This is a genomic window from Streptomyces sp. P9-A4, assembly GCF_036634195.1.
In the GTDB taxonomy this organism is placed as follows: Bacteria; Actinomycetota; Actinomycetes; order Streptomycetales; family Streptomycetaceae; genus Streptomyces.
Genome location: NZ_JAZIFY010000001.1, coordinates 1679091 through 1700272, shown reverse-complemented (window position 1 = coordinate 1700272; position 21182 = coordinate 1679091). Strand labels below are relative to the sequence as shown.

The 21182-nt window shown below is 73.0% G+C and carries 20 protein-coding genes; 10 read left to right on the top strand and 10 right to left on the bottom strand.

Features of this window, described 5'->3' with window-relative positions:
* The first annotated feature begins 7 nt into the window (after positions 1 to 7).
* Positions 8 to 1006, top strand: a complete 999-nt coding sequence (locus V4Y03_RS07635) for a DUF3068 domain-containing protein (RefSeq protein WP_332434425.1) — start codon at positions 8 to 10, stop codon at positions 1004 to 1006.
* Here V4Y03_RS07635 and V4Y03_RS07630 read toward each other — a convergent pair.
* Both V4Y03_RS07630 and V4Y03_RS07625 read right to left on the bottom strand, forming a co-directional pair.
* The gene (locus V4Y03_RS07630; protein ID WP_332434423.1) at positions 990 to 3725 is read right to left on the bottom strand and encodes an ATP-dependent RNA helicase; all 2736 of its coding nucleotides are present in this window, start codon (positions 3723 to 3725) and stop codon (positions 990 to 992) included. The genes V4Y03_RS07635 and V4Y03_RS07630 overlap by 17 nt on opposite strands.
* Before the next feature lie 138 nt (positions 3726 to 3863).
* Positions 3864 to 4703 (bottom strand): class I SAM-dependent methyltransferase, encoded by an 840-nt coding sequence (locus tag V4Y03_RS07625; RefSeq protein WP_332434422.1) that lies wholly within the window; start codon positions 4701 to 4703, stop codon positions 3864 to 3866.
* A gap of 346 nt (positions 4704 to 5049) precedes the next feature.
* Between V4Y03_RS07625 and rpsA the strand changes: the two genes are divergently transcribed.
* On the top strand, positions 5050 to 6564 hold the full coding sequence (rpsA, locus tag V4Y03_RS07620) for a 30S ribosomal protein S1 (protein WP_148004571.1): 1515 nt from the start codon (positions 5050 to 5052) through the stop codon (positions 6562 to 6564).
* Positions 6565 to 6662: 98 nt separating this feature from the next.
* On the opposite strand, the gene V4Y03_RS07615 is transcribed toward rpsA, so the two are convergent.
* Positions 6663 to 7625: a right-handed parallel beta-helix repeat-containing protein gene (locus tag V4Y03_RS07615; protein ID WP_332434421.1), complete on the bottom strand. Its 963-nt coding sequence runs from the start codon at positions 7623 to 7625 to the stop codon at positions 6663 to 6665.
* A gap of 237 nt (positions 7626 to 7862) precedes the next feature.
* Here V4Y03_RS07615 and V4Y03_RS07610 point away from each other — a divergent pair, with 237 nt between their 5' ends.
* The 3 genes from V4Y03_RS07610 (at position 7863) to V4Y03_RS07600 (ending at position 9906) form a co-directional block, all read left to right on the top strand.
* Complete coding sequence (locus V4Y03_RS07610; RefSeq protein ID WP_317877236.1) at positions 7863 to 8801, top strand: PAC2 family protein; 939 nt, start codon at positions 7863 to 7865, stop codon at positions 8799 to 8801.
* Between the two features lie 39 nt (positions 8802 to 8840).
* Positions 8841 to 9446, top strand: a complete 606-nt coding sequence (gene coaE, locus V4Y03_RS07605; RefSeq protein WP_332434419.1) for a dephospho-CoA kinase — start codon at positions 8841 to 8843, stop codon at positions 9444 to 9446.
* A 91-nt stretch (positions 9447 to 9537) separates the two neighbouring features.
* Positions 9538 to 9906, top strand: coding sequence for a tetratricopeptide repeat protein (locus tag V4Y03_RS07600; RefSeq protein WP_317877240.1), 369 nt, complete (start codon positions 9538 to 9540; stop codon positions 9904 to 9906).
* A 53-nt stretch (positions 9907 to 9959) separates the two neighbouring features.
* On the opposite strand, the gene V4Y03_RS07595 is transcribed toward V4Y03_RS07600, so the two are convergent.
* Both V4Y03_RS07595 and V4Y03_RS07590 read right to left on the bottom strand, forming a co-directional pair.
* On the bottom strand, positions 9960 to 10229 hold the full coding sequence (locus V4Y03_RS07595) for a DUF6343 family protein (RefSeq protein WP_317877238.1): 270 nt from the start codon (positions 10227 to 10229) through the stop codon (positions 9960 to 9962).
* Between the two features lie 123 nt (positions 10230 to 10352).
* Positions 10353 to 10688, bottom strand: a complete 336-nt coding sequence (locus tag V4Y03_RS07590; RefSeq protein ID WP_317877239.1) for a hypothetical protein — start codon at positions 10686 to 10688, stop codon at positions 10353 to 10355.
* Positions 10689 to 10945: 257 nt separating this feature from the next.
* On the opposite strand from V4Y03_RS07590, the gene V4Y03_RS07585 reads away from it, so the two are divergent.
* From V4Y03_RS07585 to V4Y03_RS07575, 3 genes are all read left to right on the top strand, one after another.
* A complete protein-coding gene (locus V4Y03_RS07585) occupies positions 10946 to 13846 on the top strand; it encodes a DEAD/DEAH box helicase (RefSeq protein WP_332434418.1) in 2901 nt (966 codons plus the stop codon).
* On the top strand, positions 13843 to 15108 hold the full coding sequence (locus V4Y03_RS07580) for an SWIM zinc finger family protein (protein WP_332434417.1): 1266 nt from the start codon (positions 13843 to 13845) through the stop codon (positions 15106 to 15108). The genes V4Y03_RS07585 and V4Y03_RS07580 overlap by 4 nt, the downstream gene beginning before the upstream one ends.
* A gap of 127 nt (positions 15109 to 15235) precedes the next feature.
* Positions 15236 to 16030: a chaplin gene (locus V4Y03_RS07575; RefSeq protein ID WP_332434416.1), complete on the top strand. Its 795-nt coding sequence runs from the start codon at positions 15236 to 15238 to the stop codon at positions 16028 to 16030.
* 42 nt (positions 16031 to 16072) lie between these two features.
* Here the strand turns inward: V4Y03_RS07575 and V4Y03_RS07570 are convergent, their stop codons facing one another.
* The 3 genes from V4Y03_RS07570 to V4Y03_RS07560 all read right to left on the bottom strand — a co-directional run bounded on the left by V4Y03_RS07570 (position 16073) and on the right by V4Y03_RS07560 (position 18526).
* On the bottom strand, positions 16073 to 16762 hold the full coding sequence (locus V4Y03_RS07570; RefSeq protein ID WP_317877718.1) for a DUF2293 domain-containing protein: 690 nt from the start codon (positions 16760 to 16762) through the stop codon (positions 16073 to 16075).
* Between the two features lie 13 nt (positions 16763 to 16775).
* Positions 16776 to 17234, bottom strand: coding sequence for a hypothetical protein (locus tag V4Y03_RS07565; protein WP_317877717.1), 459 nt, complete (start codon positions 17232 to 17234; stop codon positions 16776 to 16778).
* Positions 17235 to 17314: 80 nt separating this feature from the next.
* Entirely contained in the window at positions 17315 to 18526 is a 1212-nt protein-coding gene (locus V4Y03_RS07560) for a pyridoxal phosphate-dependent aminotransferase (RefSeq protein ID WP_332434415.1), read from the bottom strand.
* 98 nt (positions 18527 to 18624) lie between these two features.
* Between V4Y03_RS07560 and V4Y03_RS07555 the strand changes: the two genes are divergently transcribed.
* A complete protein-coding gene (locus tag V4Y03_RS07555; RefSeq protein ID WP_332434414.1) occupies positions 18625 to 19269 on the top strand; it encodes a winged helix-turn-helix transcriptional regulator in 645 nt (214 codons plus the stop codon).
* Here the strand turns inward: V4Y03_RS07555 and V4Y03_RS07550 are convergent.
* A complete protein-coding gene (locus V4Y03_RS07550) occupies positions 19246 to 19641 on the bottom strand; it encodes a MerR family transcriptional regulator (RefSeq protein WP_332434413.1) in 396 nt (131 codons plus the stop codon). The two genes, V4Y03_RS07555 and V4Y03_RS07550, sit on opposite strands and share 24 nt — an antisense overlap.
* Positions 19642 to 19693: 52 nt before the next feature.
* Positions 19694 to 20461, bottom strand: coding sequence for an SDR family NAD(P)-dependent oxidoreductase (locus V4Y03_RS07545; RefSeq protein WP_332434412.1), 768 nt, complete (start codon positions 20459 to 20461; stop codon positions 19694 to 19696).
* A gap of 84 nt (positions 20462 to 20545) precedes the next feature.
* Between V4Y03_RS07545 and V4Y03_RS07540 the strand changes: the two genes are divergently transcribed.
* Positions 20546 to 21181 carry a uridine kinase gene (locus V4Y03_RS07540; RefSeq protein ID WP_332434411.1) on the top strand — a complete coding sequence of 212 codons (636 nt, stop codon included), beginning with the start codon at positions 20546 to 20548 and terminating at the stop codon, positions 21179 to 21181.
* Position 21182 lies beyond the last annotated feature (1 nt).

Below are 21182 nucleotides of genomic sequence, written 5' to 3'. Positions count from 1 at the left end.
GGCGACCGTGCGCCGCCGAGCCAGTCTCGTCCTGCTCTCCCTCGCCGTCTTCTGCGCCGCGATGGCCCCGACCCTGCGCTGGTACGCCTTCCCCAGACTGGCGAAGATCCCGTCGAACCAGTACCAGGAGACCGTCCTGGAGGCGAAGCCCGCGACCCTCCTCAACTACTCCACGCTCAAGTCGGAGCAGGTCGACAAGATCACGATCGTCCAGACCCTCAAGGGCAACGTGGAGGAGTCCCGGCGCATCGAGCGCGACGCCGGCCGGGACGTCGTCGTCTGGGACGCCCTCGCCTACGTCATGGGCCCCGACGGGAAGATGGTCTCCAAGGTCCCCGAGCGGTACATCTTCGACGCCCACTCCCAGGACCCCGTCCACGTCACCGGCGAGTCCGTCGACGGCGAGGCCGTCCGGCGCGAGGGCATCGAGTTCAAGTTCCCCTTCCTCACCGAGAAGCGGGACTACCAGTACTTCGACGCCCAGACGCGCACCTCGGCCCCCATCCACTTCGTGGGCACCCGCACCTTCCGGGGCATGGAGGTCTACTACTTCGAGCAGACCATCCCGTGGACCCAGGTCCCCATGCCCAAGACCATGCCGGTGAAGATCCCGCCGGAGGTCATCACCGAATCCGGTCTCACCCGCTGGTACTCGACCAAGCGGATGTTCTGGATCGAGCCGGTCACCGGCGCCCCCGTCAACGGCGAGGAGATCCACAAGGAGGAGCTCCGCAACGCCAAGACGCTGATGGGCCAGGACACCCTCACGGTCTTCGAGGGGCACGTGAAGATGCGCGAGGACTACCTCAAGAGCATCGGCGACATGGTCTCCTCCAATCGTCTGATGGTGCTGATGCTCGTCTCCTACCTCCCCTGGAGCTTCACCGTCCTGGCCCTCCTTCTCCTCGCCCTCTCCCTCTGGCTCGAAGCCCGCTCCCGCCGTCCGGCCGACGACGCACCCGCCGACACCTTCACCGCCGGGGCCCCGGTCACCCCTCCCGTCTGAGCCGCGCGCTCGTGTGCCGGGTCGGCTCCGCCGTCGCGGGGTCCTCCGGCCACGGGTGCTTCGGGTACCGCCCCCTCAGCTCCGCCCGCACCGCCCGGTAGCCGTCCCTCCAGAACGACGCCAGGTCGGCGGTCACGGCCGCCGGCCGTCCGGCGGGGGAGAGGAGATGGACCAGGACCGGGACCCCTGCCACCCGGGGCGTCTCGGCCAGTCCGAACATCTCCTGGAGCTTCACCGCGAGCACCGGCCGCTCGCCCCCGTACTCGACCCGGATCCTCGAACCGCTCGGCACCTCGATCCGCTCCGGTGCCAGCTCGCCCAGCCGGCCCGCCTCGCCCGACGCCCACGGCAACAGCCGCCGCAGGGCCTCCCCGGCGTCGATCCGCCCCAGATCGGCGCGCCGCGCGGCCCGGGAGAGCTCCGGCTCCAGCCACTCCCCGGCCCGGTCGACCAGCGTCCCGTCCGCCATGTCCGGCCAGGGCTCACCCAGCTCCCGGTGCAGGAAGGCCAGCCGCTCGCGCAGTTCCCCGGCCTCCCGGCTCCACCGCAGCAGCCCGAGCCCCTCCCGCCGCAGACCGTCGAGCAGTGCCTCCCTTACGAGCGCCGGATCGGCCTTCGCCCCGAGCGGACGGACCGTCAGCTCGACCGCGCCCAGCCGGTCGACCGAGCGGGCGACCACGTCCCCCTCCTCCCAGTGGACCTCCTCACCGGTCGAGCGCAGATGCCCTGCCGCCCACCGGGCCATCTCCCCGTCCACCACGGCCGCCAGGCGCACCCGGGCCGTCGCGTCCCGCGCCGTACGGTCCGCCACCGCCACGGCCAGCCAGGGCGAGGTCCGCAGCGCGGAGCCTTCGGCGAGCCTGGCCCCGCTCCCCGACACCATCAGATACCCGCCCTGCTCCCGGGCCCGAGCCACCCGCTCGGGAAAGGCCAGCGCCGTCACCAGCCCGACCACCGCGTCGTCCCCGACCACACCTCCCACCGCCGCGCCGGGCACCCAGGCCGACACCGCCCCCTTCCCGGCGTCACCCCGTCCCGCACCGCCAGTACCAGCACCGCCAGAACCCGCACCGCCAGTACCCGCACCGCCCCTCTCCGCACCGGCCGCGCCCGCACCATCCCGTCCCGCACCGCCGGGCCCGGCACCCTCCTTCCTGGTATTGCCCGCTCCCGCTCCCGCTCCGCCCGTCGCCTCCCCGGCCGAGCGCTCCAGGCGGCGCGCCTCCGTCCTCCAGCGGGCGCCGTATCCGTCGGCGCCCCGGCGGGCCGTCCGCCAGGCCGCCGCCAGGTCGTCCCCGTAGTCGCGCGGCGGTTCCTCGCTGAGCAGCGCCACCACCTCCGCCGCCCGCCGTGCCCCGACCTCCGGCGCGCCGTCCAGGAGCGCGCGCCCCAGCCGGGGGTGGAGCCCCAGGCGGGACATGCGTACCCCGCGCCCGGTCGCCCGGCCCGCCGCGTCCACGGCTCCGATCGACCCGAGGACCGAGCGCGCCGCCGCCATCGCCCCGGCGGGCGGCGGGTCGAGCAGGGCGAGCCCCCGCGCCGTCGGATCGCCCCAGCAGGCGACCCGGAGGGCGAAGTCCGCCAGGTCGGCGACCTTGATCTCCGGGGACGGGAACCGCGGCCTGCCCCCGTCGTTCGCCTCGGCCCAGCAGCGATACACCTGCCCGAAGGCCTCACGGCCCGCCCGGCCCAGGCGCTGGGTCGCCGTCGCCTCGGAGACCGTCACCGTCGCCAGCGAGCCCAGCCCCCTCGCGTGGTCCGTCCGCGGCTCCCGCGCCAGCCCCGAGTCCACGACGATCCGCACCCCCGGCACCGTCAGGCTCGACTCGGCCACCGAGGTCGTGAGCACCACCCTGCGCCGCCCGCCGGGCTCGGTGCCGCGCAGCACCGCGTCCTGCACCGACGCGGCGGCCCGCCCGTGCAGCTGGAGCACCTCCGCGTCGACGCCGGCCAGCAGCCCGGCCGTCCGCGCGATCTCCCCCGTACCCGGAAGGAAACAGAGGACGTCCCCCTCGTGCCGCTCCATCGCCAGCCGGACCGTCGCGGCGACGTGCCGCAGCAGCGCCGGGTCCACCCAGGTGCCGTGCGCCGGCCGGATGCCGGCGGGCGGAGCCGCGTAGTGGACCCGGCAGCCGTGTCCCTCGCCCTTGCTCCACACCACCGGCGCCGGGCCCGAGCCCTCCAGGACCGTGAGGAGATCCGCCCAGGCCGCCGCGTCGCTCGTCGCCGAGGCGGCGATCAGCGCCAGCTCCGGCCGCAGCGTGGCCCGCACGTCCACCAGGAAGGCCATGGCCGTGTCGGCGTCCAGATGCCGTTCGTGGCACTCGTCGAGCAGGACCACGTCCACGCCCGCCAGCTCGGGGTCCCGCTGGAGCCGCTGGAGCAGGATGCCCGTGGTCACCACCTCGACCCTGGTCGCGGGTCCGGTCCGGCGCTCGCCGCGCACGGAGAAGCCGACCGTGCCGCCGACCTCCTCGCCGAGCAGCCACGCCATCCGCCGCGCCGCCGCCCGCACCGCCATCCGGCGCGGCTCGGCCACCAGGACCCGCCGCCCCGGTCCCTCCCCTATGAGGCCCGCGAGCGCGAGCGGCACCAGGGTCGTCTTGCCCGTGCCGGGAGGCGCGGACAGCACGGCCGTACCGCGCCGGTCGAGCGCGTCGAGCAGCTCGGGGACGGCATGGCGGACGGGGAGACGGTCGAGTGCGTCATTTCGGATCACGCACTCAGTCTCGTACGCGAAGAAAAAAGGTGGGCCCCGTTGTCCACAGGACCCACCTATAAGTACGACAAGCGCAACGATCCGCACGGCTGCACCCGGGCCGTACAGCCGCGCCCCGGCCGTACGACTACCCCACCGCTACTCCGCGCGCTCGCAGACGAAGATCGCCGTTCCCGGGATCAGGTTCCCCCGCAGCGGGGACCAGCCGCCCCACTCCTGGCTGTTCCACGCCGGCCACTCCGGCTCGACCAGGTCCACCAGCCGGAAGCCGCCGGCCACCACGTCCCGCACCCGGTCGCCGATCGTCCGGTGGTGCTCCACGTACACCGCCCGCCCCTGCTCGTCCTGCTCCACATAAGGGGTGCGGTCGAAATAGGAGGCCGCGACCGACAGGCCCTCGGGGCCCGGTTCGTCGGGGAACGCCCAGCGGATCGGGTGGGTCACCGAGAAGACCCACCGGCCGCCCGGCCGCAGCACCCGCCGCACCTCACGGAACACCCGCACCGGGTCGGCGACGAACGGCACCGCGCCGTACGCCGAGCACGCCAGGTCGAAGGAGGCGTCCCGGAAGGGCAGCGCCCCTGCGTCGGCCTCCACGAGCGGCACCTCCCCGCCGATCCGCAGCGCGTGCTGCAGCTGCCGGTGCGAGAGGTCGAGCGCCACCGGCCGCGCCCCCTGCGCCGCCAGCCACCGCGAGCACTGGGCCGCGCCCGCGCCGATCTCCAGTACGTCGAGGCCCTTCAGCGACGCGGCCGGCCCGAGGAGCCCGGCCTCCGCCTCGTCGAGCCCCTCGGGACCCCAGACGAACCGGTCGTCGCCCAGGAACGATCCGTGGTCGCTCTGGTACTCGTCGGCGTTCCTGTCCCACCAGCCACGGCTGGCCCGGCTGCTCTCCGCTTCCCCCGCGTCACGCCGGGTCGCCTCCGCCTCGTCCTCGGCCGAGTCGGAGGGGACTTCGTGTTCGTACTCTTGGTTCATCTCGCCCGCCGATGTAGTTTGCGCTCAGTGCCGCTGTGCGCGGATCCCGCCGATGAGGCGTGGAAGGACACAAGTTGGTGCCGGAGTTGAGGGGATCTGCCCCGGGTGCGCGCTTCGCGCATTGACCCTGTCCGGCCGCCCCCGTATGCTAAAGGTTGCGCTGCGGGCCTGCGCGCCTCAGACGGAGCAGGCCGCGCTCGTACCTGTTGTATGTCCCCTCGGTTTTCGAGGCTCCCTCCCGTTCGCGGAAGGGCGCTTCATTGGCTGTCCGGCTTCTTGGTGCGATACGGGCTCTCGGCGTAGCAGTACCTACGACTTTCTGTCCGTAACCGGAGCCCTTTCCCACATGACGAGCAGCACCGAGACCACCGCCACCAGCACCACCCCGCAGGTTGCGGTCAACGACATCGGTAACGAGGAAGCCTTCCTCGCCGCGATCGACGAGACGATCAAGTACTTCAACGACGGCGACATCGTCGACGGCGTCATCGTGAAGGTCGACCGGGACGAGGTCCTGCTCGACATCGGTTACAAGACCGAAGGCGTGATCCCGAGCCGTGAGCTCTCGATCAAGCACGACGTCGACCCGAACGAGGTCGTCAAGGTCGGCGACGAGATCGAGGCCCTGGTTCTCCAGAAGGAGGACAAGGAAGGCCGCCTGATCCTGTCCAAGAAGCGCGCTCAGTACGAGCGTGCCTGGGGCACGATCGAGAAGATCAAGGAAGAAGACGGCATCGTCACCGGTACCGTCATCGAGGTCGTCAAGGGTGGTCTCATCCTCGACATCGGCCTCCGCGGCTTCCTGCCGGCCTCCCTCGTCGAGATGCGTCGCGTCCGCGACCTCCAGCCCTACGTGGGCAAGGAGCTCGAGGCGAAGATCATCGAGCTGGACAAGAACCGCAACAACGTGGTCCTGTCCCGCCGCGCCTGGCTCGAGCAGACCCAGTCCGAGGTTCGCCAGACGTTCCTCACCACCCTGCAGAAGGGTCAGGTCCGCTCCGGCGTCGTTTCCTCGATCGTCAACTTCGGTGCCTTCGTGGACCTGGGTGGCGTCGACGGTCTCGTGCACGTCTCCGAGCTGTCCTGGAAGCACATCGACCACCCGTCCGAGGTTGTCGAGGTCGGCCAGGAGGTCACCGTCGAGGTTCTCGACGTGGACATGGACCGCGAGCGTGTCTCCCTGTCGCTGAAGGCGACGCAGGAGGACCCGTGGCAGCAGTTCGCCCGGACCCACCAGATCGGTCAGGTCGTCCCGGGTAAGGTCACCAAGCTGGTTCCGTTCGGTGCGTTCGTCCGCGTGGACGAGGGCATCGAGGGTCTGGTCCACATCTCCGAGCTGGCCGAGCGCCACGTGGAGATCCCGGAGCAGGTCGTCCAGGTCAACGACGAGATCTTCGTCAAGGTCATCGACATCGACCTCGAGCGTCGTCGCATCAGCCTCTCGCTGAAGCAGGCCAACGAGTCCTTCGGTGCCGACCCGGCCTCGGTCGAGTTCGACCCGACCCTGTACGGCATGGCCGCGTCCTACGACGACCAGGGCAACTACATCTACCCCGAGGGCTTCGACCCCGAGACCAACGACTGGCTCGAGGGCTTCGAGACCCAGCGCGAGGCCTGGGAGACCCAGTACGCCGAGGCGCAGACTCGTTTCGAGCAGCACCAGGCTCAGGTCATCAAGTCCCGCGAGGCCGACGAGGCCGCTGCTGCCGAGGGCGCTGCCGCCCCGGCCGCCGGTGGCAACGCCGGTGCGGGCATCTCGGGTGGTTCGTACTCCTCGGAGTCGGACGACAACTCCGGCGCCCTGGCGTCGGACGAGGCGCTTGCCGCCCTGCGCGAGAAGCTGGCCGGCGGCCAGAGCTGAACAGGCTCTCCGCTGAGCGCTAGCCGCTAGCGAATCGAGGCCCGCTTCCCTTCGGGGGAGCGGGCCTCGGTCATGTCCCGGCACTGTTCCCCGGCGGATCAGGGCGTGACGGGGATGTTCGTCAGGCCGTTCCCGCCGGTCACCGTGTTCGAGGCGTACACCGTGGTCGCACAGCTCCCGCTCCGGTTGGTGACGTTGATCGCCAGCCGCTGCGGTCCGGTGGCCCCCGTCAGGTCCGAACGGTTGCCGCGGAAGACGGTCCCGCAGCCCCAGCCGCTCTGCTGGGTGTGGGTCTCGTAGCCGTTGTTGGTCGTGTTCACTCCGGTGTTGTTCTCGACGAGGACGTTGTTGCCCTTCACGTCGACCCAGGAGTCGTCGTAGTTGGCGCCTGTCAGGCCGCGCCCGTCGAAGGTGTTGCCGACGATCCGCGCCCCGGTCGTCCCCTCCTTGATGTCGACGCTCTCGCCGCCGACGTCCGGACCGATGACGTTGTTCAGGATCTGCGCGTTGTCGCTGCGGTCGGCGAGCGTGTTGGCGGTGCCGACGTACACCCCCTCGCCCATGCCCCGGCCGTCGTTCCCGGTGTCGTAGATCCGCGAGTTCCTGATCACTCCGTTCCTGCTGGAGTTGCGGAAGTGCACGCCCTCCATGTCCAGGTCGTGCACGGTCACCCCGTCGATCACCACGCCCTCCGCGGCGTCGGCCATGATCCCCTTCTGGCCGCCCGTCACCGTGAGGCCCTCGACCGTCCAGTACGAGGCACCGTTCAGATGCAGCCCGTAGCCGCCGCCGGCGGTCAGCACCGCGCGCGAGGAGCCGGTCAGGGTGATCCGGGCCGAGGAGGTGGCCGGGGTCGTGGCCTTGAAGTTCCCCGCGTACGTGCCGTCCGCGAGGCGGATCGTGTCGCCGGGGCGGGCATTGGTGAGCGCGGTCTTCAGCTGCGCCGCCGTCGAGACCTCGACGGTCGCGGCGGGGGTGAGGGTGGCGGAGGCAGGGGTGGTGGCGAGGGGGACGGCGAGGAGCGCCGGGATCAGGGGGAGGAGCAGCGTCCGGGTGCGCATGGGGATGCCTTCCGTGCGGAGTGGGGGAGTTCCTGTATGTGCACGATGGTCGAAATGCTGAACGCGATGCTGTCCCGAGACGGTAGGGAGCGGTGCTGGACGTGTCAAGGTCTGGACCAGTGGCCGGAGTTCGCGCGGCCGGCCGTCGGAGGACCGCCCGCCGGAAGACGGCCCGTCACGGGAATGGTCGCGCGGCGCGAGACGTTTTCAGAGAGAACACGAGGAGGAGCGGTAATCGTGCTTGATCCCCAGGATTTGTACGAATGGGACGCGAAGGGCCTGGCGGTCGTCGATCTGGCCCTGGCGCAGGAGTCGGCCGGGCTGGTCATGCTCTACCACTTCGAGGGCTACATCGACGCGGGCGAGACCGGCGAGCAGATCATCGAGGGACTGCTCGACACCCTGCCCCACCAGCTGGTGGCCCGCTTCGACCACGACCGGCTCGTGGACTACCGCGCCCGCCGCCCGCTGCTCACCTTCCGGCGCGACCGCTGGACCGCGTACGAGACGCCGTCCATCGAGGTCCGCCTCGTCCAGGACGCCACCGGGGCCCCCTTCCTCGTACTGTCCGGCCCCGAGCCCGACGTGGAGTGGGAGCGCTTCGCCGCCGCCGTCCGGCAGATCATCGAGCGTCTCGGCGTGCGCCTCTCCGTGAACTTCCACGGCATCCCGATGGGCGTGCCGCACACCCGCCCCGTGGGACTCACCCCGCACGGCAGCCGCACCGACCTCATGCCCGGCCACCGCAGCCCCTTCGACGAGGCCCAGGTGCCCGGCAGCGCCGAGTCCCTCGTCGAGTACCGGCTGACCGAGTCCGGTCACGACACCCTCGGTGTCGCCGCGCACGTCCCGCACTACGTCGCGCGTTCCCCGTACCCGGACGCGGCCCTGACCGCCCTGGAGGCCGTGACCGCCGCCACCGGCCTCGTCCTGCCCGGGGTGGCCCACTCCCTGCGGACCGAGGCCCGCCGCACCCAGACCGAGATCGACCGCCAGATCGGCGAGGGCGACGAGGAGCTGGTCGCGCTGGTGCAGGGCCTTGAGCACCAGTACGACGCGGTGGCCGGGGCCGAGACCCGCGGCAGCCTGGTCGCGGAGCCGGTCGACCTGCCGTCGGCGGACGAGCTCGGCCGTGAGTTCGAGCGCTTCCTCGCGGAGCGCGAGGGCGACGGCTAGCCACGCCGGGGCAGGCCCGGTCGGTCTAAGCTGCCGCTCATGCTGAAGGTGGGCCTGACCGGCGGGATCGGCGCCGGCAAGAGCGAAGTGTCACGGCTGCTCGTCTCGTACGGGGCCGTGCTGATCGATGCGGACCGGATCGCCCGCGAGGTCGTCGAACCCGGTACGCCGGGGCTCGCGGCCGTCGTCGAGGCCTTCGGGGACGGCGTACTCACCGGGGAAGGGGCGCTCGACCGGCCGAAGCTCGGCTCCATCGTGTTCGCCGACCCCGACCGCCTCGCCACCCTCAACGCCATCGTGCACCCCCTGGTCGGGGCCCGGTCGGCGGAGCTGGAGGGCCGCGCGGGGAGCGGAGACGTCGTCGTCCACGACGTACCCCTGCTCGCCGAGAACGGTCTCGCACCTCTGTACGACCTGGTCGTGGTCGTCGACGCGTCCCCCGAGACCCAGCTCGACCGGCTCGTACGGCTCCGGGGCATGGCCGAGTCCGAGGCGCGCAACCGGATGGCGGCCCAGGTCACGCGTGCGCGGCGGCTGGAGGTGGCGGACGTGGTCATCGACAACGACGGGCCGCTCGACGCGCTGGAACCGCAGGTGCGGAAGGTGTGGGAGGAACTGGAGCGCAGGGCGGCCGGCACCGCGTAGGAGCCGTGGGGGAGCGGCCTGCCCCGGCGGCGGCGGAATGAGGGTGCCGGGTCCGGTGTTCAACCACCGGATCGAGGGGAAGGATGCCATGGTGGCCGACAGAAACCCGGAAACGCACGTCATCGACTTCCGCGCCGCCGAGCACCTGCTGGCCGCGCGGGACCCTCGGGGCGCGGTGAAGCTGCTGGACTCGGTGATCGCCGCCCATCCCGAGAACACGGCGGCCCGGCTGCTGCGCGCCCGCGCGTTCTTCGCCGCCGCGCAGCTGCGTCCCGCCCAGCTGGAATTCGAACTGGTCCTGGAGCGCGAGCCGGACAACGCGTTCGCGCACTTCGCGCTCGCCCGCACCTTCGAGCGCTCCGGCCTGACCGCCCAGGCCACCCGGCACTTCCGGCTCGCCGCCGCGCTCGACCCGAAGCCGGAGTACCTCCAGGCGGCGGGCTTCGACTCGGAAAAGTAGGCGCGGCCGGCCGTTGACGCGGAGCGCGGGCCCTCGGCGCGCGGAAACGGCTCTCAGCGGCGTGTGCCGCCGTGGTCGGGTTCGTACGGGGGGACGTTCCGGCCCGGCTGCCAGTGCGGGCCCTGGTGGATGTGGTGCAGCACCATCGTCATGTCGACCAGGACCACCAGGAACAGCACGCCGCAGGCCGCGGCCCAGCCGGCGCGGTCGAGCAGCGAGAACACGGTCGTGCCGAAGGCCGCCCAGAGCAGCCCCCACACACTCAGCCAGAACCTCAGACGCAGGGCGCTGCGCGCGTTCGCCGGTTCGTTCCCGGTCCGCATGACGGTCACCGTCTCCCGTGGGAGCCCATGGAGGGTCACTTCCAGGATGGACCCGATGGCCGGGGAAGGGAACCGGCGCCGGGACCGGCCGGGACGGACGCCCGGCCCGGCGCCGCGGCGTGGCTAGTGGACGACGCTGTAGCTGCGCCACGGCAGGGTGCCCGGCGCGATCCGGTCGGAGGTGTTGGTGGGGACGTAGATGGAGTTCTCGCCCCCGCAGTCGCGCGTCCGGTACATCACGACGTCGACCAGGGTGTTGTTCACAACGGTGGTCACACCGCTGGGCGCGAGGCGGTGGCAGCCCTTCACCGAGGGGCTCGTCAGGGTCACCGCCAGCTCGCGCTGCGTCTCGTAGGAGAGCGTGCCCACGGCGGTGCGGCCGAGGCCCGAACAACCGGCGACGGCGAGGGTGAGCAGCACGGCCCCGGTGGCGGTCGTGAGACGCCGGCGTACGGACATGGCGGATCCTCTTCTGTCGTGGTCGATCTCGGTCGTGGCGGAGCTCCGCCGCGGTCGGTCCCTGGCACGGTCGACGCGCTGCTCGCCACCCTTCCGCCCCCGGAGTCCGCTGTCATCCGGGGCTGGGCCGCTCGGGCGACCCCGCCTGGCGGCCGTTGTCAGACCCCACCCGTAAGGTCGGAGGTCCAGTCGGAAGTTCCGCCGTACGGGCTTCCGCCACCCGATCGAACCCGTCAGGCGGGAAGGAGCGCGAAGCCGTGGCACACACCTGGATCGGCAGCGCCGCCGTCTTCCTGCCCGCCGCCCTGCCCCGCGAGGGCCGGGTCGCGTTCTGGGCACCCGACGGCGAGGCCCTCCCGGACCCGGCGGACAGCGGCGCGGAGCGCGTCGAGCTGACCGTGGTCCGGCGGCACGGCGGCGGTGCCCGAAGTCGTGCCGTGCCCGCCCTGACACTCCCCGTCGACGCCGCCCTGCCCCATCTCGTCGCGGCCCGGCACCATCCGGCCGCACATCCCGCCACCGCCGGCTGGGGCGCCGCCGCCCTGCACGCCCTGCACCTCGTGGCGCGGGGCCGGCTGCTGCCCGGTCTGACCCGCGAGGACCTGGACGCCTGGCGGGCCGGACCGCTGGACGCCGACGACATCGCCCATCTGCGGGCCGTCGCCGCGGCCCTGCCCTACGAGGCGCACGCCGTGCCCGTCCCCGGGAGCGGACCGCTGCGGCTGCCCGACCCCGAGGCCCTGGTGCGCGCCTTCCTCGACGCGGTCGCCGACATCCTGCCCCGCAGCCCGGCCGCCGCGTACGCCGTCGGGGCGCCGTTCGCGGCCCGCACCCCGCAGCACCTGCCCCGCGCGCGGGCCTGGGCCGCCGAGGCGGCGGCGGGCATGGACGCGGGCGTCCGCGTCTCGCTCCGCCTCGACCTGTCGGCGTCGGAGCTCTTCGACTCGGCCGCGGGGGAGGACCCGACCGAAGGCGGCGGTACCCGCCCGGACCACCGAGTGGGCGCCGACCAAGAGAAAGGGGTCGACCGCGGGCGGCACGCCGCCGCCGCGATCCTCCAGATCCACAGCCTCGCCGACCCCACCCTCGTCATCGACGCCACCGCCCTGTGGGCCGGAGACGGCGAGCACTTCGGCCCACGCGCCCGGATCGACGCCGTCCTCGCCCTGCGCCGGGCCGCCCGCGTCTGGCCCCCGCTCGCCCGCCTCCTGGAGCGGGACGTGCCCGACGTCCTCGCCGTCGCCGAGGACGAGCTGTACGAACTGCTCGGCCCGGCGGCCGCCCGCCTCGCCGACGCCGGGGTCGCCGTCCACTGGCCGCGCGAGCTCGCCCGCTCGCTCAGCGCCTCCGCCGTGGTCCGCCCCGCCCAGGCGGCGCCCGGCTCCGCGACCGACGGCACCGCCTTCTTCGACAGCGAGGAACTGCTGCGGTTCAACTGGCAGCTCGCCCTCGACGGCGATCCGCTCACCGACCGCGAGATGGACCTCCTGGCCGAGGCGCACCGGCCCGTCGTACGGCTCCGCGACCAGTGGGTCGTCATCGACCCGGCCCTCGTCCGCAAGGCCCGCAAGCGGGAACTCGGCCTGCTCGAACCGGTCGACGCCCTCGCCGTCGCCCTCACCGGCACCGCCGAGGTGGACGGCGAGACCGTGCCCGCCGTCCCCGTCGGGGCGCTCGCCGCGCTCCGCGACCGGCTCCTCGCCGGGCCCGAGGACGTCCAGCCCCCGCCCGGCCTGACCGCGACCCTCCGCGACTACCAGCTCCGCGGTCTGGCCTGGCTCGATCTGATGACCTCGCTCGGCCTCGGCGGCTGCCTCGCCGACGACATGGGCCTCGGCAAGACCGTCACCCTGATCGCCCTCCATCTGCGCCGCGCCCGCCGCGCCCCCACCCTCGTCGTCTGCCCGGCCTCCCTGCTCGGCAACTGGCAGCGGGAAGTGGGGAAGTTCGCGCCCGATGTGCCCGTACGACGGTTCCACGGCGCCGAGCGCGATCTCGCGGGCGCCGAGGGCGGCTTCGTCCTCACCACCTACGGCACCCTGCGCACCAGCGCCGCCGAACTCGCCGCGCGGGAATGGGGGATGGTCGTCGCCGACGAGGCCCAGCACGTCAAGAATCCGTTCTCCGCGACCGCGAAGGCGCTGCGTGAGATCCCCGCGCCCGCCCGGGTCGCCCTCACCGGCACCCCCGTCGAGAACAACCTCTCCGAACTCTGGGCGCTGCTCGACTGGACCACCCCCGGCCTCCTCGGCCCGCTGAAGGCCTTCCGCGCGCGCCACGCCCGCGCCGTGGAGAACCACGAGGAGATCGAGCACGCCGAGGCCGTCGAGCGGCTCGCCCGGCTCGTGCGGCCCTTCCTGCTGCGTCGCCGCAAGTCCGACCCCGGCATCGTCCCCGAGCTGCCGCCCAAGACCGAGTCCGACCACCCCGTCTCCCTCACCCGGGAACAGGCCTCGCTGTACGAGGCGGTCGTCCGGGAGACCATGGGCCGGATCGAGGAGGCCGAGGGCATGGCCCGGCGCGGTCTCGTCATGAAGCTGCTGACCTCCCTCAAGCAGATCTGCAACCATCCCGCGCAGTACCTGAAGGAACAGGCGCCGCGCGGCAGCGGCACCGCACGGCTCGCCGGCCGCTCGGGGAAGCTCGCGCTGCTCGACGAACTGCTCGACACGATCCTCGCCGAGGACGGGTCGGTGCTCGTCTTCACGCAGTACGTGTCGATGGCCCGGCTGCTCGCCGACCACCTGGCCGCGCGCGGCGTCCAGGCCCAACTCCTGCACGGCGGCACCCCGGTGGCCGAGCGGGAGCGGATGGTCGACCACTTCCAGGCGGGCGAGGTGCCCGTCTTTCTGCTCTCCCTGAAAGCGGCGGGCACCGGCCTCAACCTCACCCGGGCCGGCCATGTCGTCCACTACGACCGCTGGTGGAACCCCGCAGTGGAGGAGCAGGCCACCGACCGGGCCTACCGCATCGGGCAGACCCAGCCGGTGCAGGTCCACCGGCTCGTCGCCGAGGGCACCGTCGAGGACCGGATCGCCGAGATGCTCCGGGCCAAGCGGGCGCTCGCCGACGCCGTCCTCGGCTCGGGCGAGGCGGCCCTCACCGAACTGACCGACCGGGAGCTGGCCGACCTGGTGTCCCTGAGGAGGTCCTCGTGAACAGCGCACGCGGCGCGCGCGGAGCCGTCCCCCGCCACGACGACCGCCGCCGCAGCTTCCCCCAGGTCGCGCCCCGCGAGACCCCCGACGGGCGGTTCGCCGCCACCTGGTGGGGGAACGCGTGGGTGGAAGCCCTGGAGGACACCGCGCTCGACCCGGCGCGCCTCGCCCGGGGCAAGGCGTACGCGGGCCGGGGCCATGTCGACGCGATCACCGTCACCCCCGGCCGGGTCGTCGCGTACGTCCACGGCAGCCGCCCCCGCCCGTACCGCACCGAGATCAGGATGCGGACCCTCGGCGACGACGGCTGGGAGCGGTTCCTCGACGAGGCCACCGCCCGCCCCGACCACATCGCGGCCCTGCTCGACAAGGACGTGCCGCACGCCCTTGAGGCGGTCACCGGACTGCTGCCCGCGCCGGGCGACCTCGTCCCCGACTGCTCCTGCCCGGACGACGGTTACCCCTGCAAGCACGCCGCCGCCCTCTGCTACCAGGCCGCGCGCCTCCTCGACGAGGACCCGTTCGTCCTCTTCCTGATGAGAGGCCGCGGCGAGCAGGAACTCCTCGCCGAACTCACCCGGCGCAATGCCGCGAGGTCCGCCGCCGAGACCACCGCCGCGGCGCCCCCGATGCCCACCGTCCCCGCCCGTGCCGTGCTCACCGCGACCGGGCCCGCGCTGCCGCTGCCCCCCGAGCTGCCCGTCCCGGACCGTCCCGGCCGCCCCGCCGTCTTCCCGCCCGACCCCGACGCCCCCGATCCGCTCGCCCTCGACCTGCTCGCCACCGAGGCCGCCGCCCGCGCCCTCGCCTTCCTCGCCACCGGCCACGACCCGGTCGCCGCGCTCACCCCCTGGCAGGACGCCGTCCGGCTGGCCGCCGCCCACCCCGGCTCCGGACTCACCGCCTCGACCCGCGCGCTCTACCGGGACCTGGCGTACGCGCTCGAACGCACACCCACGGACCTCGCCCGCGCCGTCGCCGCCTGGCGGCAGGGCGGCGCCGCCGGCCTCGCCGTACTGGAGGAGCCCTGGGATCCGCCGGCGGGCCCGTTCGACCGCGCCCGGCCCGCGCTGCTCGCCGCCGACTTCCCCGCCTTCCGCCCCTGGCGCAACCGGCTGTCCACCGAGTCCCTCCAGCTCCGTCTGGGCCGGGACGGCCTCTGGTACGGGTACGAGTCGGACGCCGGCCGGGAGGACTGGTGGCCGCGCGGCGCCCCCGATCCGGACCCGGTCGGCGCCCTCACCGACCTTCTGGGGCACTGACCGACACTCGAACGGATTCCCACTCGTTGGAGTGAAACCCCTCAACGGACGGATCCGGCAGGTGCGTTTGTCGCGTTGATTCCGGTACGGGCACTTGCCCGTGCACAACTCCGGAAGGCAGGAAGCCATGAGGCAGATTCGCCGAAGTGGTCTGGCCACACTGTTGGTCACGGGTGGAGCGCTCGCGCTCTCGGCGGGCGCCGCGCACGCCGACTCCGGCGCGCAGGGCGCCGCGGTCGGTTCGCCGGGCGTCGGTTCCGGCAACACGGTTCAGCTGCCGGTGCACGTGCCGGTCAACGTCTGCGGGAACACGGTCAACGTCGTCGGGCTCCTCAACCCGGCCTTCGGCAACGGCTGTGCGAACCGCTCGGCCGCGCCCGAGTCCGGGGGGTACGGGTCGTCGAAGGGCGGCGACCGGTCCCACAAGGACCAGCCCGGCACCCCGCGCGGCGGCGAGCAGGCGGGCGGCTCCGGCGGGAGCGGCTCCCAGAGCGGCGGTTCGTCGAACGGCGGCGGATCCACGGCCGAGACCCATGTCGCGGGATCTCCCGGCGTGCTCTCCGGGAACGGCCTCCAGCTGCCCATCGACCTGCCCGTGAACCTCAGCGGCAACTCGGTCAATGTGGTCGGTGTCGGCAACCCGGTCTTCGGCAACACCTCGGTCAACGGCCCGGGCAAGCCCCAGCAGCCGATCGAGAAGCCGACCCCGCGCCCGCAGACCCCCGTGCGCAATGTGCCGGTTCCGCAGGCCGAGACCGAGACCCCCGCTCCGGCGCCCGCGCCGCAGGGTGAGTCGAGCTCCGCCTCGCTGGCCGCCACCGGTTCGGACACCATCGGGTACGCCGCCCCCGCGAGCGCCGCGCTGCTGCTCGGCGGCGCCCTGCTGTACCGTCGCGCGCGCCGCGCCGGAGACCGCGCCTGACGGTCCCGTCCCAGCGGCCGACCCGCGCTGACGCCCGAGTCGTCAGCCGTGTCCCCGGCCGAGGGCGTTATCGCCGCCGTGACGCCAGGCCCGGAGCACCGCCTCGATGGCGGGAGCGACCCTCGTCCGGGCCTGGTACCGAGGAACCCCCTGCATCAGCAGGGTGTCGTACGGCGTGTCCACGTGCCGCACGGAGGCCCGCACCGCGGCCGTGACGGCACCGCGGTCGAGCGCGCGGCCCGCGGCCGTGCGCCCGACCCGTCCACTGCCCTTCGCCGAGGCGTGGACGGCGACCTCCGTGGCCCGGTCCGCCGGGCAGGAAGGGAAGAGCCGCAGGATCTCCGCCCGGAGGACCTCGGTGACCTCGGCGTCGAGCGACGCGCGCCGTACGGCGTCCCGGGCCCGCCGCCTGGCCCGCGCGTCCGCGTCCGCCAGACAGGCCCTCTCCGCCCCGGCGAGCGCCGCCTCCTCGACGAGCAGACCCTGTCGTTCGTACCGGGTGCGGCGCCTGTTGTGCCGTACGACCACGGCCCAGAGGGTGCTGTTCTCGCGGGCCCGCCGGGTGAGCGCGGTGTCCCCGCGCCGCAGGAAGACGAGATGCCCGAGGTCCGCGCAGTCCAGGCAGACCGGCGCGTTGAACTCGACGATCATCCGCTCCAGCGGGCCCTGCCCGCACTCCGAGCAGCGGCGGCGCTTCAGCGGCTCGACGACGACCGGCGCGACGAGGTCCATGTGCCCGCCCCGCTCAACGGATGCCGGGCGCGGCGGCGGCGATGAACACGGCGAGTGCCTCCTTCGCATGCGCGGAGCGGCGGGCGCGCTCGGACTCGCCGTCCGCGTCGTGCATGCAGTGGGTCGCCTCGAAGGCGGCCTCCGCCAGCCGGCGCAGAGCCGGGTCGTCGCACACCAACTGGACGCGGAACAGGGCCTGTCGCGCGGCGGTGCGCTGCCGGTAGGAGGCGTGCCTGGACTCCTCCGCCTCCTCCGAGCCGGGCTCCTTGAACGCCCGGAACCAGCGGTCGTTCTGGCTGTGCCGGTAGTCGACGACCGCGCCGGCGTAGGCGCTGTAGGTCGCGATCCTCTCCTGGCGGAGCTGCTCGGTCCGGGCGAGCGAGGCCGTACGCTCGGTGGCCCGCCCTTGGAACCAGTGCGTGGCGATGACACCTAACAAGGTCCCCGCCACGGCTATCAGCGCCACATCCATGACCGGCCGCCCCCTCCGTCCGTTCGTCGGTCCGAAGGATCTTCGGACTCTCAGATCATGACAGCAGACGGGGTGTCACGTCACTGCCGGTAGCCGCTCAGGAAGCGGCCGATGCGGCTGATGGCGGCGTCGAGGTCGTCGGCGTACGGCAGGGTCAGGATGCGGAAGTGGTCGGGGCGCGGCCAGTTGAAGCCGGTTCCCTGGACGACCTGGATCTTCTCGCGCAGGAGCAGGTCGAGGACGAACCTCTCGTCGTCGTGGATCTTGTGCACCTTCGGGTCGAGGCGCGGGAAGGCGTACAGCGCGCCCTTCGGCTTCACGCAGGAGACGCCCGGGATCTCGTTGAGCTTCTCCCAGGCCCGGTCGCGCTGTTCGCGCAGCCGGCCGCCGGGGGCGGTCAGCTCGTGGATGGACTGCCGGCCGCCGAGCGCGGCCTGGATGGCGTACTGGGCTGGGGCGTTGGGGCAGAGCCGCATGGAGGCCAGCATGGTGAGGCCCTCCAGATAGTTCCTGGCGTGCTGCTTCGGGCCGGTGACGACCAGCCAGCCGGAGCGGAAGCCCGCCACCCGGTAGGTCTTGGAGAGCCCGCCGAAGGTGAGGACGACCAGGTCGGGGGCGAGGGAGGCGGCCGGGTGGTGGACGGCCCCGTCGTAGACGATCTGGTCGTAGATCTCGTCGGCGAGGACCATCAGGCCGTGGCGCCGGGCGAGTTCGAAGATGCCCTCCAGGATCTCCTTCGGGTAGACGGCGCCCGTGGGGTTGTTGGGGTTGATGACGACGATGGCCTTGGTGCGGTCGGTGATCTTCGACGCCATGTCGTCGAGGTCCGGGTACCAGTCGGCGGACTCGTCGCACAGGTAGTGCACGGGCCTGCCGCCCGCGAGCGTGACCACCGCCGTCCACAACGGGTAGTCCGGGGCGGGTACGAGGACCTCGTCACCGTCTTCCAGGAGGGCCTGCACGGCCATCGAGATCAGCTCGGACACGCCGTTGCCGAGGAAGATGTCGTCGACGTCCACGTCCTGCAGGCCCATGGACTGGTAGCGCTGGGCGACCGCGCGGCGGGCGGAGAGGATGCCGCGCGAGTCGGTGTAGCCATGGGCCCTGGGGAGCATCCGGATCATGTCCTGGACGATCTCCTCGGGCGCCTCGAAGCCGAAGAGCGCCGGATTGCCGGTGTTGAGGCGCAGGACGCTGTGGCCCGCCTCCTCCAGCGCGTTGGCGTGCTCGATGACCGGGCCCCGGATCTCGTAACAGACCTCGCTCAGCTTGCTCGACTGCCGGAACTCCATGTCCGACCTCCCCAGGTCCCCGGAATCAGTGGTGCGTGTTGCTTGGTTTTACCAAGTCCGAGCTTGGAAAGTCCAACAACATGTCTAGACTGCGTCGCATGCCACGTCAGCCACGCCGCCGCAGCTACGACCAGCACTGCGCCGCCGCGCGCGCCCTCGACCTCGTCGGCGACCGCTGGACCCTGCTCGTCGTCCGCGAACTCCTCGCCGGACCACGCCGCTACACCGACCTCCACGCCGACCTCCCCGGCGTCAGCACGGACATGCTCGCCGGCCGCCTCAAGGACATGGAGGCGGCCGAGCTGGTCACCCGCCGCCGACTGCCCCCGCCCGCCTCGGCGTTCGTCTACGAGCTCACCGCGCGCGGACGCGAGCTGCTGCCCGTGCTGCGCAGCCTCGCCGCCTGGGGGGCGCCGGAGCTGGGCGAACCGCGCCCCACCGACGCCGTCCGCGCGCACTGGTACGCGATCCCGCTGCTCGGAGCGCTGGCCGGGCTGGGTGCCGGGGTCGTCCAGGTGACCCTGGACGAGGGCGAGTTCCACGTACGCGTCGGAGCGGACGGAAGCGTGGCGTACGGGGACGGCGTCTACGGCGACGGTACGACGGAGCTGCCCGACGCCGGGCTGCGGACGGATGCGGCGACCTGCCGGGCCCTCGCGGGCGGGGAACTGACGCTTGCCGAGGCGGTCGAGTCGGGGCGCGCGGCCCTGGACCGGACGCTACGGGCCGCCGGGGCCCACTGACCGCGCCGACAGGGTGCGCGCCAGCCGGTCCCGGGCCTCGGTCTGCGCCGCGATGCGCGCGTCGAGCACGGCCAGCCGCTCGCGGGCGATCTCCAGGCCCCGGGCGGACGGCGGGGCCGAGGGCATGTCCCCGTCCAGACAGGAACGGAACGCGGACACGTCGTCCAGCGTGAGCCCCGCGTCGAGGAGGTACCGGATGTTCGCCACCCGGGTGACCGCGCCCTCGCCGTACACCCGGTAGCCGTTCTCCGCACGGGCCGACGCGATCAGCCCCGCCGTCTCGTAGTGGCGCAGCGCCCGGGGCGACACCCCGGTCCGCCGGGCCAGTTCACCGATCCGCACGGCCGTCACCTCCTCGCGCAGTCCTATCACGCGAGCGGCGTGCACCCGTCGGCTCGGGCGAGCGGTGCGCCCGGCCTCCGGCTCACGCGACCAGCGCGCCCCCGTCGACGGGCAGTACGGTGCCGGTCAGGAAGGAGGCGTCCGGCGCGGCGAGCGAGGTGATCGCCCAGGCGACCTCCTCCGGCCTGCCGATCCGGCCCAGCGGGGTGTGCGCCAGCTGCCAGGCCCGCAGTGCCTTCGACTGCTCGGGGGAGAGGCCCATGTGGTCCGCGATCGGGGTCTCGACCGCACCCGGCGCGACCGCCACCACCCGTACGCCGTCCGGCGCGAGCTCCACCGCCCAGCAGCGGGTCAGGGTCTCCAGGGCGCTCTTGGTCGCCGGATAGACGGAGTTGGCGGGCCAGCCGCGCTGACCGATCGTCGTCGTCACGTTCACCACGACGCCCCGGGACTCCCGGAGCGCCGGGACCGCGGCCTGGGTGAGCAGTATCGGGGCGACGAGATTGGTCTCCAGGAGCGGGGTGATCACGGAGCGGTCGAGGCCGCCGAGCGGACCGCCCGCGGAGATCCCGGCGTTGTTGACGAGCACGTCGAGGCGGCCGTGACCGGTCAGGGCGGCACGGACGATCTCCTCGGCCGCGCCCTCCGCCGTGATGTCGGCGACGAACGGATGGATCGTGGGGTGCCCCTCGGCCGTCTCCCGCAGCGGCTCGGGCCGGCGGCCGACGGCGACGACCGTCGCCCCCTGCCCCGCGAAGGCGCGGGCGGTGGCCCCGCCGATGCCGGTGCCCGCGCCCGTGACGACGACGACCCTGGTGGGTGTGCTGGTGTCCGTGAATTCCTTGACCATGGACCGATGGTGAAACAGTGACGCCAGTGACAAGGTCAAGCCCTGGCGGTTCGGGTCAGTTCTCGGGGCAGAGGAATGAGCGGGATGCGATACGAGGCGATCGCCTGGGAACGGCTGGCCGAGACGCTCGCCGGGCACGTCGACGCGGCCACCCCCGGTGACGGCGGCGAGTGGCTCAAGGTCGGCATCGACGGGCCGCCCGCCGCACCCGGCGGCGAACTGGCCGGGCTGCTCGCCGAGGCGCTGCGGACGCGCGGGCGCTCCGTCCATGTCGTGGGGACCGGTGGGTTCCTGCGGCCCGCGTCCCTCCGGTACGAGTACGGGAAGCGGGACCCGGACGCGTACTACGACGGGTGGACCGACATCAGGGCCCTGTGGCGGGAGGTCTTCGGCCCGCTGGAACCCGGCGGCACCGGCCGCGTGCTGCCCGATCTGTGGGACCCGGTGCGGGACCGCGCTACCCGCAGCCCGTACGTGACGCTGCCGCCGGGCGGGGTCCTCGTGGTGCACGGGCCCTTCCTGCTCGGCCACTGGTTCCCCTTCGACCTCACCGCGCACCTGAGGCTCTCGCCCGCCGCGCTCGCCCGGCGCACCGAGGAAGCCTGGACCCTGCCGGCCTTCGCCCGTTACGAGACGGAGGTTGATCCGGCCGGGGCCGCGGACGCCGTCGTACGCGCGGACGACCCGCGCCACCCGGCCTGGACGGGCCTGCGGGGGTAGC

Excerpts from the sequence above, each read along its gene's own strand:
- V4Y03_RS07625 (WP_332434422.1), bottom strand. The coding sequence starts at position 4,703 with ATGAACCAAGAGTACGAACACGAAGTCCCCTCCGACTCGGCCGAGGAC.
- rpsA (WP_148004571.1), top strand. The coding sequence starts at position 5,050 with ATGACGAGCAGCACCGAGACCACCGCCACCAGCACCACCCCGCAGGTT.
- V4Y03_RS07615 (WP_332434421.1), bottom strand. The coding sequence starts at position 7,625 with ATGCGCACCCGGACGCTGCTCCTCCCCCTGATCCCGGCGCTCCTCGCC.
- coaE (WP_332434419.1), top strand. The coding sequence starts at position 8,841 with ATGCTGAAGGTGGGCCTGACCGGCGGGATCGGCGCCGGCAAGAGCGAA.
- V4Y03_RS07595 (WP_317877238.1), bottom strand. The coding sequence starts at position 10,229 with ATGCGGACCGGGAACGAACCGGCGAACGCGCGCAGCGCCCTGCGTCTG.
- V4Y03_RS07590 (WP_317877239.1), bottom strand. The coding sequence starts at position 10,688 with ATGTCCGTACGCCGGCGTCTCACGACCGCCACCGGGGCCGTGCTGCTC.
- V4Y03_RS07575 (WP_332434416.1), top strand. The coding sequence starts at position 15,236 with ATGAGGCAGATTCGCCGAAGTGGTCTGGCCACACTGTTGGTCACGGGT.
- V4Y03_RS07570 (WP_317877718.1), bottom strand. The coding sequence starts at position 16,762 with ATGGACCTCGTCGCGCCGGTCGTCGTCGAGCCGCTGAAGCGCCGCCGC.
- V4Y03_RS07565 (WP_317877717.1), bottom strand. The coding sequence starts at position 17,234 with ATGGATGTGGCGCTGATAGCCGTGGCGGGGACCTTGTTAGGTGTCATC.
- V4Y03_RS07560 (WP_332434415.1), bottom strand. The coding sequence starts at position 18,526 with ATGGAGTTCCGGCAGTCGAGCAAGCTGAGCGAGGTCTGTTACGAGATC.
- V4Y03_RS07555 (WP_332434414.1), top strand. The coding sequence starts at position 18,625 with ATGCCACGTCAGCCACGCCGCCGCAGCTACGACCAGCACTGCGCCGCC.
- V4Y03_RS07545 (WP_332434412.1), bottom strand. The coding sequence starts at position 20,461 with ATGGTCAAGGAATTCACGGACACCAGCACACCCACCAGGGTCGTCGTC.
- V4Y03_RS07540 (WP_332434411.1), top strand. The coding sequence starts at position 20,546 with ATGCGATACGAGGCGATCGCCTGGGAACGGCTGGCCGAGACGCTCGCC.